This is a genomic window from Streptomyces sp. NPDC033180, from assembly GCF_055577645.1.
Window position 1 is genome coordinate 45,210 of sequence record NZ_JBVIPU010000010.1, and the last position, 12,541, is coordinate 57,750.

Annotated in this window: 12 protein-coding genes; 8 read left to right on the forward strand and 4 right to left on the reverse strand. The window is 70.2% G+C overall.

The window, feature by feature from the left end; translation table 11 throughout:
* Position 1 precedes the first annotated feature (1 nt).
* From ACZ5WE_RS25130 to ACZ5WE_RS25160, 7 genes are read left to right on the forward strand one after another with little or no spacing between them, the layout of a single operon-like run.
* The gene (locus ACZ5WE_RS25130) at positions 2-1,027 is read left to right on the forward strand and encodes an NAD-dependent epimerase/dehydratase family protein (protein ID WP_467692738.1); all 1,026 of its coding nucleotides are present in this window, start codon (positions 2-4) and stop codon (positions 1,025-1,027) included.
* 29 nt (positions 1,028-1,056) lie between these two features.
* Positions 1,057-2,310 carry a DUF4910 domain-containing protein gene (locus tag ACZ5WE_RS25135; protein WP_467692822.1) on the forward strand — a complete coding sequence of 418 codons (1,254 nt, stop codon included), beginning with the start codon at positions 1,057-1,059 and terminating at the stop codon, positions 2,308-2,310.
* 5 nt (positions 2,311-2,315) lie between these two features.
* Entirely contained in the window at positions 2,316-3,599 is a 1,284-nt protein-coding gene (locus tag ACZ5WE_RS25140; protein WP_467692736.1) for a hypothetical protein, read from the forward strand.
* On the forward strand, positions 3,596-4,543 hold the full coding sequence (locus ACZ5WE_RS25145) for a glycosyltransferase family 2 protein (protein WP_467692734.1): 948 nt from the start codon (positions 3,596-3,598) through the stop codon (positions 4,541-4,543). Before ACZ5WE_RS25140 ends, ACZ5WE_RS25145 begins: the two co-directional genes overlap by 4 nt.
* Positions 4,540-5,766: a polysaccharide pyruvyl transferase family protein gene (locus ACZ5WE_RS25150; RefSeq protein WP_467692732.1), complete on the forward strand. Its 1,227-nt coding sequence runs from the start codon at positions 4,540-4,542 to the stop codon at positions 5,764-5,766. Before ACZ5WE_RS25145 ends, ACZ5WE_RS25150 begins: the two co-directional genes overlap by 4 nt.
* A complete protein-coding gene (gene rfbC, locus ACZ5WE_RS25155) occupies positions 5,763-6,314 on the forward strand; it encodes a dTDP-4-dehydrorhamnose 3,5-epimerase (RefSeq protein ID WP_467692730.1) in 552 nt (183 codons plus the stop codon). The genes ACZ5WE_RS25150 and rfbC overlap by 4 nt, the downstream gene beginning before the upstream one ends.
* A gap of 7 nt (positions 6,315-6,321) precedes the next feature.
* Positions 6,322-7,650 (forward strand): glutamate-1-semialdehyde 2,1-aminomutase, encoded by a 1,329-nt coding sequence (locus ACZ5WE_RS25160; protein WP_467692728.1) that lies wholly within the window; start codon positions 6,322-6,324, stop codon positions 7,648-7,650.
* A 2-nt stretch (positions 7,651-7,652) separates the two neighbouring features.
* On the opposite strand, the gene ACZ5WE_RS25165 is transcribed toward ACZ5WE_RS25160, so the two are convergent.
* On the reverse strand, positions 7,653-8,315 hold the full coding sequence (locus ACZ5WE_RS25165) for a phosphatase PAP2 family protein (protein WP_467692726.1): 663 nt from the start codon (positions 8,313-8,315) through the stop codon (positions 7,653-7,655).
* A gap of 255 nt (positions 8,316-8,570) precedes the next feature.
* Here ACZ5WE_RS25165 and ACZ5WE_RS25170 point away from each other — a divergent pair, with 255 nt between their 5' ends.
* Positions 8,571-9,425 (forward strand): SDR family oxidoreductase, encoded by an 855-nt coding sequence (locus tag ACZ5WE_RS25170; RefSeq protein ID WP_467692724.1) that lies wholly within the window; start codon positions 8,571-8,573, stop codon positions 9,423-9,425.
* Here ACZ5WE_RS25170 and ACZ5WE_RS25175 read toward each other — a convergent pair.
* Genes ACZ5WE_RS25175 through ACZ5WE_RS25185 form a run of 3 tightly spaced genes read right to left on the reverse strand, consistent with a single transcriptional unit; the run spans position 9,416 to position 12,538 of the window.
* Positions 9,416-10,084 (reverse strand): Type 1 glutamine amidotransferase-like domain-containing protein, encoded by a 669-nt coding sequence (locus ACZ5WE_RS25175; protein ID WP_467692722.1) that lies wholly within the window; start codon positions 10,082-10,084, stop codon positions 9,416-9,418. The two genes, ACZ5WE_RS25170 and ACZ5WE_RS25175, sit on opposite strands and share 10 nt — an antisense overlap.
* A 38-nt stretch (positions 10,085-10,122) precedes the next feature.
* On the reverse strand, positions 10,123-11,349 hold the full coding sequence (locus tag ACZ5WE_RS25180; RefSeq protein WP_467692720.1) for an MFS transporter: 1,227 nt from the start codon (positions 11,347-11,349) through the stop codon (positions 10,123-10,125).
* On the reverse strand, positions 11,339-12,538 hold the full coding sequence (locus ACZ5WE_RS25185) for an ATP-grasp domain-containing protein (protein ID WP_467692718.1): 1,200 nt from the start codon (positions 12,536-12,538) through the stop codon (positions 11,339-11,341). Before ACZ5WE_RS25185 ends, ACZ5WE_RS25180 begins: the two co-directional genes overlap by 11 nt.
* Positions 12,539-12,541: the final 3 nt, after the last annotated feature.

Consider the following 12,541-nt stretch of genomic DNA (forward strand, 5'->3'; position numbering starts at 1 on the left):
CTTGCGCGTACTGCTCACCGGCCACCAGGGGTACCTGGGCACCGTGATGGCCCCGGTCCTCACGGCCGCCGGACACGAAGTCGTCGGCCTCGACGCCGGTCTGTTCGCCGACTGCGTGCTCGGCCCGCCGCCCGCCGACCCGTCGGGGCACCAGGTGGACCTGCGCGACGTCACGGCCGAACATGTCGCCGGCGTGGACGCCGTGATCCACCTGGCCGCGCTGTCCAACGACCCGCTGGGATCGCTCGCGCCGGAGCTCACCTACGACATCAACCACCACGCGTCCGTACGCCTTGCCCGGCTGGCCCGCGACGCCGGAGTACGGCGCTTCCTGTACGCGTCGACCTGCTCCGTCTACGGCGCGGCGGGGGGCGGCGATCTGGTGGGCGAGGACGCCCCGCTGCGCCCGGTGACGCCGTACGCGGAGTCCAAGGTGCGGGTGGAGGACGATCTGCACGCGCTGGCCGACGGCGACTTCAGCCCGGTGTTCATGCGCAACGCCACCGCCTTCGGCTACTCCCCCAGGCTGCGCGCCGACATCGTGCTGAACAACCTGGTGGGTCACGCGCTCCTGTCGGGTGAGGTGTTGGTGCTGTCCGACGGCACCCCCTGGCGCCCTCTGGTGCACGCCGCCGACATCGCACGGGCCTTCGCGGCCGCACTCGCCGCGCCGCAAGAGGCGGTGCACGACCGGGCGTTCAACATCGGCAGCGAGGTCAACAACGTCACGGTCGCCGAGATCGCCGAGCAGGTCGCCGACGCGGTGTCCGGCGCGAAGGTGGTGATCACCGGGGAGAACGGCGCCGACCCGCGGTCCTACCGGGTGGACTTCTCGCGGTTCCGCGCCGCGATTCCCGGCTTCGACTGCGCGTGGACGGTAAAGCAGGGCGCTCTCGAACTCGCCGACGCCTACCGGAAGTTCGACCTGACCCGGGAGGACTTCGAGGGGCGCTTCACCCGCCTCGCCGTACTGCGCGCGGCGTCCGAGGCCGGCGCCGTCGACGACACCCTGCGGCGGCGCCGGTGACACATGTACAAGAAGGCACCGGCGAGGAGATGCACGCGCTGGTGGAGCGGCTCTACCCGCTCTGCCGGAGCATCACAGGCGACGGCGTGCGCGCCACCCTGGACATCGTCGGCGAGTACGTCCCGCTGCAGGTGCACGAGGTGCCGACCGGGACGCAGGTGCTCGACTGGACGGTGCCGCAGGAGTGGAACATACGAGACGCGTACGTCGCTGACAGCGCCGGCAACCGGGTCATCGACTTCGCCGCGTCCAGCCTGCACGTGCTCGGCTACAGCGTGCCGGTGTCGGCGACCATGCCGCTGTCCGAGCTGCGCGAACACCTGCACACCCTTCCGGACCACCCGAGTTGGGTGCCGTACCGCACCAGTTACTACAAGCCGGAGTGGGGTTTCTGCCTGGCCCAGGAGACCCTGGACGCGCTGCCGGACGGTGAGTACGAGGTGCGCGTCGACTCGACGCTCTCGGACGGCCATCTCACCTACGCCGAGCACGTGGTCCCGGGGCAGGTCCCGGACGAGGTGATCGTCTCCTGCCACGTCTGCCATCCGTCGCTGGCCAACGACAACCTGGCCGGTATCGCGGTGGCGACGTTCCTGGCAAGGGAGTTGGCCAGGACGACGCCGTACTACACCTATCGGTTCATCTACGCGCCCGGCACGGTCGGGGCCATCACCTGGCTGGCCCGCAACAAGGAGCGGGTGGAGCAGGTCAAGCACGGCCTCGTGCTCGCCTGCGCCGGTGACGCGGGCCAACTGACGTACAAACAGAGCAGGCGCGGCGACGCGGAGATCGACCGGGTGCTGCGGCACGTACTGCGATGCTCCGAACGTCCGCACCAGGTGAAGGAGTTCACTCCGTACGGTTACGACGAGCGGCAGTACTGCTCCCCCGGGTTCAACCTCGGCGTGGGCTCGCTCAGCCGGACCCCGTACGCGGACTACCCGGAGTACCACACCTCGGCGGACAACCCGGGCTTCGTGCTGCCGGAGGCGATGGCGGACACGCTCGCCGTCTGCCGCGAGGCGTTCGCGGTCCTCGACCGCAACCGGCGCTATCTGAATCTCAGCCCTTACGGCGAACCGCAGTTGGGCCGCCGCGGGCTGTACGACGCGCTCGGCGGGCGCAGCGACACCAAGCAGGCGCAGATGGCCACTCTCTGGGTGCTCAACCTCTCCGACGGCGAGCACAGTCTGCTCGACGTCGCCGAGCGGTCCGGGCTGCCGTTCGACGCCGTCGCCGTCGCGGCCGACGCCCTGCACGGCGCCGGGCTGATCAAAGCGTGACGCCGATGACCACCGGGGAGGAGAAGACGGCCCGGCCCGCAGCCCGGCGGGCCATCCTCGGCCGGCTGTCCTGGGGCCTCGCCGACCAGGCGGCCTCCAGCCTGTCCAACTTCGCGGTGGGTATCTACGTGGCCCGCTCGCTGGGGCTGACCGCGTTCGGCGTGTTCAGCCTGGCCTGGGTGACCTACGGAGTGGTCCTCAGCGTCTCCCGCGGCCTGGCCACCGACCCGCTCGTGGTGCGCTTCAGCGGCGTGTCCGACACGTCCTGGCGCGGGGCGGTGGCCCGCTCATCGGGTACCGCGCTGGGCGTCGGTGCCGTCATCGGCGCCGCGTGTCTGGTGATCGGCCTCGCTCTCGGCGGCCAGGTGGGGCCCGCGTTCGCCGGGCTCGGCCTCATGCTGCCGGGGCTGCTGTTGCAGGACGCCTGGCGGTACTCGTTCTTCGCCGCGGGCAACGGCCGAAAGGCGTTCGTGAACGACGTCGTGTGGGGCGTCGCGCTCGTGCCTGCCATGGTGGTGGCGGCCCGCGCGGGCAGCGTGACCGCTTTCGTGCTCGCCTGGGGCGCGTCCGCCACGGTGGCCGCCGTGTACGGCTGTTTCCAGTCCGGCATCCGGCCCCGGCTCACCGGAGCGCGCGAATGGCTGCACGAGCACCGCGACCTCAGCTACCGGTACCTGGTCGAGAACGTCGGCGTCAGCGGTGCGAGCCAGCTGCGGGCCTACGGACTCGGCGCGATCGTCGGGGTCGGCGCGGTGGGTGTCATCCGGGGAGCCGAGCTGCTGCTCGGCCCGTTCCTCGCCGTACTGATGGGGCTGACGCTGGTCACCGTCGCGGAGGCGGCGCGGATGCTGCGCCAAGCCCCGCACCGGCTCGGCAGGTTCTGCCTCTTCCTCGGCGGTGGGCAGGCCGTCGGCGCGCTGCTGTGGGGCTCGGTGCTGCTGCTGATGCCGGACAGCCTCGGCGAGTTCGTGCTCGGTGACGTCTGGAGCTCCGCTTCGGCGATCATCGTGCCGGTCACGCTCGGCGTCGCGGGCGCCGGCCTCGGCACCGGCGCGGCGGCCGGGCTTCGGGCGCTCGCCGCGGCCCGGCGCAGCCTGCGCTGCCAGCTGTTCGCCTCATCCTTCTACGTCGCCGGCGGGCTCGGCGGGGCGGTCCTGGCCGGCACGGTCGGCTCGGCCTGGGGTGTCGCCGCCGCGGCCGCCTGCAGCTCCGCCGTGTGGTGGCTGCAACTGCGGTCCGCTCTGCGCGAGCGCCGCCAGAACCCCCTTCCCGAAGTGAGGACGCAATGACCGCCCATCCCCGGTTGAGCATCGGCCTGCCCGTCTACAACGGCGAGGAGTATCTCGCCGAATCGCTCGACGCCCTGCTCGGCCAGACCTACGAGGACTTCGAGCTGGTCATCACCGACAACGCCTCGACCGACAAGACCCAGGACATCTGCCGCCAGTACGCAGCGCGGGACTCGCGCATCCGGTACATCCGGCTGCTGCGGAACATCGGCGCCGCGCCGAACCACAACTACGTCTTCACCCAGTGCCACGGCGAACTGTTCAAGTGGGCCTCGCACGACGACCTGTACGCCCGGGACCTGCTGCGCCGCTGCGTGGAGGCGCTCGACGAACGCCCTGACGTGATCCTCGCCCACGCCGACCAGGCGGTCATCGACGGCGAAGGCAAGGTGACGGTCCCCTACGAGTACACGCTCGCCACCGACTCGCCGCATGCACCGGAGCGCTTGCGCAGCATGCTGTTCGAGCCCGGCGGCGACGACTTCTACGGGGTGCTGCGGGCCGACGTGCTGCGCCGGGTGAAGCCGCACGACAGCTACCACCACGCGGACCGCACGTTCGTCGCCGAGATCGCCCTGCACGGGCCCTTCCACCAGGTGCCGGAGCTGCTGTACTTCCGCCGCGACCACCCCACCCGCGCCGAGCGGGCCAATCCGTCCAAGCGATCGAGGTGCGTCAACCTTGACCCGCGCAGGGCGGGCCCCCTGCACCCGACGCCCCGGCTCCTCGCCGAGTACGTCTGGGGCTTCGTCGCGGCGATCCAGCGGGCCCCGTTGTCCGCCGCCGACCGGCGCGCGTGCCACCGCCACCTGGCCGCGTGGATGGCCAGCCGGGTCCGGCCGGACGCGGGTGAGCGGGTCGAGGACCGTGCCCCGGTCGATCCGGACCTGATCACCGTCTCCGTCGACGCCCTCGTCGCCGGCCGAGAGGGGAGGCAGGCGTGACGTCCAGAGACGAAACTCCCACGCGCGTCGGGGTGTTCGGTCTGCTCGGCTCCGGAAATGTCGGCAACAACGGGTCGCTGGAGGCTGTGCTCGGGTACCTGCGCGCCGAGCACCCGGACGCGGTCGTGGACGCGATGTGCGGCGGACCCGAGGACGTCGCGACCCGGTACCGGATCCCCGCGACGCGGTTGAACTGGTACCGCGGGGAGTACCGGACCGCGTCACGTGCGGGCGCGATCGCGGCCAAGGGTCTCGGCAAACTCGTCGACGCCGTCCGCACCGCCGCCTGGGTACGCCGGCATGACGTGGTGATCGTGCCGGGCACCGGCGTCCTGGAGACCACGCTGCCGCTGCGGCCGTGGGGCTTCCCCTACTCGTTGTTCCTGCTCTGCGCGACCGGCCGGCTGTTCGGCACCCGGGTCGCGCTGGTCAGCGTCGGCGCGGGGCCGATCGGCAACCGGCCGACCCGGGCCCTGGTGCGCCGGTCGGCACGGCTTGCCGCATACCGGTCGTACCGGGATGACCAGTCCCGCGACGCGATGCGGGCGATGGACGTGGACACCGCGCGCGACAAGGTCTACGAGGACCTCGTGTTCGCCCTGCCGACCCCGCCGGCGAGCGTGCCGTCGGGCACGCCGGGCCCGGTCTGCGTCGGCGTCATGGACTTCCACGGCAGCAACGACGAACGCGCGAGGGCCGTTCGGATCAACCGGCGCTACCTCGACGGGATGACCGCGTTCGTCCGCGCGCTGGTCGAGGACGGCAGGCCGGTCCGCCTTGTCACCGGCGACGAACTCGACCGGCCTGTGGTCGACGCGATCCTCGACGCGGTGGACTCGCCGCTGGTCACCGCCGCCGAGACGGCCTCCCTCGACGACCTGATGAAGGAGATGGCGGCCGCCGACACCGTAGTGGCGACCCGGTACCACAACCTGATCTGCTCACTGAAGGTCGGCACACCGTCCCTCGCCATCAGCTACTCGGCGAAGAGCGACGCGCTCATGGCCCGGATGGGTCTCGGCGCGTACTGCCACCCGGCCCGCGACGTGGACGCCGAGCGGCTGCTCGACAAGTTCCGGGCGTTGGAGCGGAGTTCGGCAGAGGTGAGGCGGACTCTCGCCGAGCAGAACCTGCTCGCCGCTCGGCGCCTGGAGGACCAGTTCACCGCGTTGACCGCTGCCTTGTTCCCGGCGGCCGACCACACCCTGCGGGGGGCAATATGAAGGCGACCGAAGTCCCGGCGATCGAGGGCGCGTACCTCTTCGAGCCGACGCCGTACGCCGACGAGCGCGGTTTCTTCTGCCGCACCTTCGACGCCGACGTGGTCAGCTCGATGGGCATCGATCCGTACGCCTTCATCCAGGACAGCCTGTCCCGCTCGGTCCGGGGCGTGGTGCGCGGTCTGCACCTGCGCTCGGGCGCGGGAGAGGCCAAGCTGGTGCGGTGCTCGAACGGGAGCGTCTTCGACGTCGTCGTGGACCTGCGGGCGGGCTCGCCGACCTACCTGGGCCGGGCCTTCTTCGAGCTGTCCGGCGAGACACAGGCGACCCTGTACATCCCGGCGGGGTGCGCGCACGGCTTCCAGGCCCTGACCGAGACCGCCGACACCTCGTACCGGATCGACCGCCCGCACGATCCTGCCGAGGACGTGACGATCGCCTTCGACGACCCGGAGCTCGCCATCGACTGGCCGCTGCCGGTCACATCGATGTCCCAGCGGGACCGGGAGGCGCCGAGCCTCGCCGAGGTTCTGAAGCGGAAAGAGGGCTGAAGTCTCCGTGGACACCGAAGAGTTGCATCTCCCCAAGTCGCGGCTGGCGAACGAGCGGCTGCACGCCGTCATCCCCGGGGGCGCGCACACCTACGCCAAGGGCGACGACCAGTACCCCGAGAATCTGGCCCCGGTCATCAGCCACGGCCACGGCGCCCACGTGTGGGACGTCGACGGCAACCGCTACATCGAGTACGGCTCCGGTCTGCGGTCGGTCAGCCTCGGCCACGCCCACCCGCGCGTGATCGAGGCGGTGCGGCGCGAACTCGACCGCGGCAGCAACTTCGTCCGTCCTTCCATCGTGGAGGCCGACGCCGCGGAACACTTCCTGGCCACGGTGCCGACCGCCGAGATGGTGAAGTTCGCGAAGAACGGCTCCGACGCCACCACCGCCGCGGTACGCCTCGCCCGCGCCGCCACCGGGCGCCCGCGGGTGGCCATCTGCGGCGACCATCCGTTCTTCTCCGTCGACGACTGGTTCATCGGTACGACACCGATGTCCGCCGGCATTCCCGCGGCGACCACCGATCTCACGGTGTCCTTCCCGTACGGGGACCTGGCCGCGACGGAAGAGCTCCTCACCCGGTACCGGGACGAGATCGCCTGCCTGATCCTCGAACCGGCCACCACCCACACCGAGCCCCCGCCCGGCTACCTCGCGGGCCTGCGCGAGCTGGCCGACCGGCACGGCTGCGTACTGGTCTTCGACGAGATGATCACCGGCTTCCGCTGGTCCGAGGCGGGCGCCCAGGGCCTGTACGGCGTCGTCCCCGACCTCTCCACGTTCGGCAAGGCGCTGGGCAACGGGTTCGCCGTCTCCGCGCTCGCCGGGCGCCGCGAGCTGATGGAGCGGGGTGGGCTGCGGCACTCCGGCGAGCGGGTGTTCCTGCTGTCCACCACGCACGGGGCCGAGACGCACTCACTGGCCGCCGCGATGGCCGTGCAGACCACCTACGCCGAGGAGGGCGTCACCGCCCAACTGCACGCCCTGGGCGCACGGTTGGCCGCCGGCGTCCGTGAGGCCGCGGCAGGCATGGGCGTCGGCGACCACGTCGTCGTCCGGGGCCGGGCCAGCAACCTGGTCTTCGCCACCCTCGACGAGTACGGACAGCCGTCGCAGCAGTACCGCACCCTGTTCCTGCGCCGGCTCCTCGCGGGCGGAGTGCTCGCCCCGTCGTTCGTGGTGAGCAGCGCGCTCGACGACGCCGACATCGACCGCACCGTCGAGGTGGTGGCCCAGGCATGTGCGGTGTACCGCAAGGCACTTGACGCCGGTGACCCCGCTCCCTGGCTGGCCGGGCGACCGGTGAAGCCGGTGTTCCGCCGCTTGGCCTGAGGTCAGCGCGGCTCGCGTCGACGGCCCTCGGCACACCGGTCGATGAGCCACGCGCTCACCGGCACCACGGCCAGGGCGGTGCACCAACCGCCCAGCACATCGGTCGGGTAGTGCGCGCCCAGGGCGACCTGCGCCCAGCCCATGGCGGCGCCGGCAACCAACGCCGCGACGAGCACCAGCAGCGCGCCGGCCGTCCTGCCCAGACCGAGCCAGCCGACCGCGAGCAACGCCACCGCGAGGGCGAACGCGGTGAAGAAGGCGGTGTGCCCGCTCGGATAGGAGAGGTTGCCGTCGCCGTGGATGGTGCGTCCCACCAGGGGCTTGACCCACGACGTCGTCGCCACGGTCACGCCGACAGCGGCAACGACGAGCACCCCTGCGCGGAGCCACCGAAGCAGCAGGCAGCCCGTCACGGCGGCCACGACGAGCGTGGCCGCTCCGGCGGGCTCCCCCAGGAAGTCCGTGGCGAGAGCGACGTGCCGCCACGGGGGCCGCACACTGTCCGCCGTCGGCTGGACGATCCATCGGTCCACCCTGCCGGGCCGGCTGTGGCCCGCGTACATGACCCCGAGCACGACGACCCCCAGCACGGCGAGGGCCGCGACCGCCCCGAGCCAGGCACGCAGCGCCGGGGGCAGCACTCCGGGCACCACCCGCCCCCTCACACACCCACCGCATCCGGCCGACCCCCGGTCGACTGCCGAGCCCCCGCCACTACCGCGATGCCGCACCCCCGAGTACCGTCCGCTGCCACCGCCGACATCACCCTGAGCAGCCCAGAACTCGTCAGCCTCCGCATCACCCTAACCAACAAGCCGGTCGAGGCACGGCAGTTGGCCGACGCCGAGAGGCCGGTCCCGAACAACGCCCGGTAGGTGCGGCCGCGAAGGGGGCAGCCGGGTGGATTATTGTGCCCTCCTATGAAGATCCTGATCCTCGGCGGCAGCGGCTACCTCGGCAGGGAGGTGACCCGGAGGGCGCTGGATGACGGGCATCGGGCCGTGGCGACCTACGCGACCCGGCCCGGCGATGTCCCGGGCGCCCATTGGCAGTTCGTCGATCTTCTCCAGGACGACTCGGTGACTGCAGTGGCCGAGGTCGTACGGCCTGAAGTGATCGTCAACGCAGTTCACCGTCGGTATGAGTGGGCCACCACGGCCGAAGGAGCGGTGCGCGTCGCCCGGCTCTGCGCAGCCCGTGGGATACGCCTGGTCCATGTCTCCAGCGACGCCGTGTTCTCGGGCGACCGGGACCATTACGACGAGAGCTGCCCGCCGGATCCGATCACTGCGTACGGCGCGGCGAAAGCGGCGGCGGAAGCCGCGGTCAAGGTCGTGGCACCGGACGCGGTCGTGGCCCGTACCTCATTGATCATGGGCGACGGCAACAGCGGAGAGGAGACCAAGGTGCACGACCTCGCGACCGGTCGCCGTGACGGGGTTCTGTTCACCGACGACATCCGCTGTCCGGTCCATGTGTCCGATCTGGCCGCTGCGCTCCTTGAGCTCGCTGCGTCCTCCCGCCGGGGGGTGCATCATGTGACCGGCACTGACGCGGTCAGCCGTCATGAGCTCGGTCGACTCATCGCCGACCGGGACGGGTTGAACGCCTCAGCACTGGTTACGGCCCGCCGTGCCGACAGCGGCATCCCCGGTCCGCTCGATGTACGGCTCGACTGCAGTTCCACTCAGCGGCACCTGCGCACCCGGCTGCGCGGGGCGCGTGAGTTCCTCGCTGAACCGTTGACCGGCACAGCCGCGTCGCCCTACGGGTGAAACCGCCACCGGCCTTCGGAAACGACGTCTACCTCTGATCCCCTGACGCGCACAGCTGTCTCGTCGTCGAGGAAGTAGAGGGGGAAGTCGGCGCGCGCGACGATGCGGTCGGCCCAGACATCGTCACGTTCGGGAAAGTCCTTCGAGTGCAGGTGCGGCTTCAGATACCAGTCGAAGAGGCCGAAGGGCGGCTGCACGGTCCTCGCGCCGAGCCTGTGCAGGTCCACGGCGTCCCCTATGACGTCGGCGGAGTGTGCGGTGAGATTGCGGCTGAAGATCATCGATCCGGCACTGACTCCTACGTAAACCCTGTCCTCCAGGGCCGCCAGGAAGTCGTCGGCCAAGCCGTTGCCGGTGATACTGCGCGCCAGGTGGTACTGGTTGCCGCCCTCGGCGTAGACAACGTCAGCGCGGAGCAGCCGATCACGCACCATTTGCTTCGGCAGACCGTTGAGTTCGAGGATGTCGAACTCCCGCCAGCCAAGAGCATGCAGGTGGCTCATGCTCCTGACGAACCACCCGTGGTCCCCCGGTTCGGCGACGGACGCGGTGGGGATGTGGACGAGGTGCGCCGACTCGAACGGCTTCCCCAGCATGTCCCGCAGCGCTTCACGCAGCGACGCGTTGCGCAGGCCGCTCGCGGTCAACATGAGCTTCACCAGATGGTCCCATCCCTGTGGATGTCACGATGCGCGGATCATGAGCGCTGAAAGGTGGCGCCGGGCCGGGCCGGCCGGGCGCTCGGCGCCTGCCTCGGCGAAGAGGGCGGGTCAGCTCGTCTCGTCCGGGACCACAGCAGCAGTCCTACAACGGCGAGGAGGAATCCACTGGCCGTCAACGTCACCGTCACCGAGCTGATCTCGGCGACAGCGGCGACGGCCGTGGCGCCCACGGCGCCGACGACGGCTGACGCCGAGCGATAGAACTGCCAGGCTCGGCCCATGTCCTCAGGTGCCGTGTACGTCTGTGTGACCAGGAGCCGCTGGCGCATGGCGAAGGCCATGTTCGCGGCGGCGGACAGCGCAAGCAGTATGGTCGCGGCGAGGAACGAACCCCACAGCGCAGCGGCGCTGTAGGCCCCGCCCATGAGGACGAGTTCCAGTCCCAGGGAGGTCGAGGTCCGCTCGGCTGCCCGCGCCGTGAGCAGCGAGCCGACGACGAGTCCCGCGGCCATACAGGCCTCCAGGAAGGAGTACGAGCTGGCGGTGCCGTCGAGTTCGGTGAGTGTCCAGACGACCAGGAGTCCGTTGAAGGCGTTGATGGGCAAGTAAGCGAGCGGTGCGATCAGTACCGCTGATCGGCCGGCACTCGCAGGGAGATCGCGTACCCAGCGCAGTGTCGAGCCGCGTGGACGTTCGGTCTGTTGCGGTGCCGGGTCGTCCGCGATGCGGCGAGTGGCGAACCAGAGCAGGATCGCGCTCACGGCGAAGCTCGTCGCGTCCACGGCCAGTGCCGTGGTGAGACCCCACATGTCATAGGTGACACCCGAGAGACACAGGCCCGCGGTCAGCGCGAGGGTCGTCACGACCTGGTCGGTCTTGTGGGCCCGTGTCCGGTCTGCGGCGCAGTTGTCGACCAGCACGATGCGCGCCGGTGAGTAGTAGAGCTGGACAGCCTCGATCAGGGCGATCAGGGCATAGACAGCGGCCATGCCGTAGGCGAGGGCCGGGAGCATGCCCAGGACCAGGACAACGCGACAGGCGTCACCGCCGACGGCGATAAGCCGTTGCCGGCGCAGGGACCCCGAGCGGTAAACGAACATCCCAAGGGCATGGATCAGGCCCCGCATACTCAGGACTGCCACAGTGGCCACGGGTGATCCGGTGCGGTCCCACACAGCGACGCCGAGGGCCACGACGTAGAACTGGTCGCCGACGGTCGAGGTCAGGCGGCTGAGACTGAGGAGGGAGAGCTCACCCTTCACCGCGTGCCTCCATGGACCAGCGGGCGCACACTGTCTCGACGCGCCGGGCCAGCTGGTCGCCGTCCTGACCAGTGACGACGAAGTGGGCGGCCGCGTCGGTGGAATGCTGGGACTGCGTCATGACGTCGCCCTCGGCCACGTAGATCCGGCGGTGCGGGATCCACTTCTCGGGGAAGTCCTGCAGCGAGTTCGCGGCGATGACAGTGCCCGTTCTTCGGTAGAAGGTGATCCAGGCCGCGAGTTGGTGGGCGTAGCCGCTCACGGCTACCTGCTGGCCGCTTTCCAGGCGTAGGAGTGAGTGGAGCAGGTTGACTCCATAGGCCGCCTGTACGGAGGGGATGACGCCCGCTCCGCCGGGCCGGCATGCCATTTCGCAGAACACGATGTCGCCGGAGGGGGTGACGAAGACCTCCAGATGCCCGACGCCGTGGTGCAGGCCGAGTGCCTCGACGACCTTGCGGTTGATCCCCTTGATGCGGTGGATCAGCTCCGAGTCCTGCTCCATCACCGATACCAGGGCGTCTTGTGTGGTGAAGCCGGTAGTCGGTGTCCGATAGGCGCTGACGGAGGCGAGGGCCACCTGTCCCTCGACCACGAGTGAGTCGCAGTGGTACATCGGCCCGTCGATGAACTGTTCGATCTCGAAGTCGCTGGGGTCGTCCACCAGTTGGCGAGAGATGCTGTCAGCGGTGGCGGGGAGGTCCACGACGTAGGTCTGCGCCGATCCGCTGCCCCGTCGGGGCTTGATCACGCAGCGACCGTGCTCGGCGACGAACGCAGTGGCCTGGGCGGGCGAACGCAAGGCGGCAAAGGAGGGGACCTTGACGCCGTGGGCGGCGACACGTTCCTTCATCACCACCTTGTCCCGGAATCCGAGAGCGTGTTCAAGGCGCATTCCTGGTATGTCCAAGGCGTCGCGGATCCTGGCCGCGGTCAGGACGCGGTCCTCGGAGACGGTGGCGATGCCTCCCAGCGGGTGGGCTCTGTGCCAGTTCCGCGCGGTGGTCAGGCAGTCGTCGTCGTTCCATTCGGTCACTGACGACAGCGCGTGGTAGTCGGAATCGGGAATCGCTGCCGCGAAACGCTTGTGGGTGATGACGTGAAGGCGATGGTCGGCGGGGTCGAGCACCGGCCCGTCGGGAGTCAGGTAGTTCCGGTAGCGAATGGAATTGAGCAGGAGGAGGTTCACGCT

Excerpts from the sequence above, each read along its gene's own strand:
- ACZ5WE_RS25170 (WP_467692724.1), top strand. The coding sequence starts at position 8,571 with ATGAAGATCCTGATCCTCGGCGGCAGCGGCTACCTCGGCAGGGAGGTG.
- ACZ5WE_RS25135 (WP_467692822.1), top strand. The coding sequence starts at position 1,057 with ATGCACGCGCTGGTGGAGCGGCTCTACCCGCTCTGCCGGAGCATCACA.
- rfbC (WP_467692730.1), top strand. The coding sequence starts at position 5,763 with ATGAAGGCGACCGAAGTCCCGGCGATCGAGGGCGCGTACCTCTTCGAG.
- ACZ5WE_RS25140 (WP_467692736.1), top strand. The coding sequence starts at position 2,316 with ATGACCACCGGGGAGGAGAAGACGGCCCGGCCCGCAGCCCGGCGGGCC.
- ACZ5WE_RS25145 (WP_467692734.1), top strand. The coding sequence starts at position 3,596 with ATGACCGCCCATCCCCGGTTGAGCATCGGCCTGCCCGTCTACAACGGC.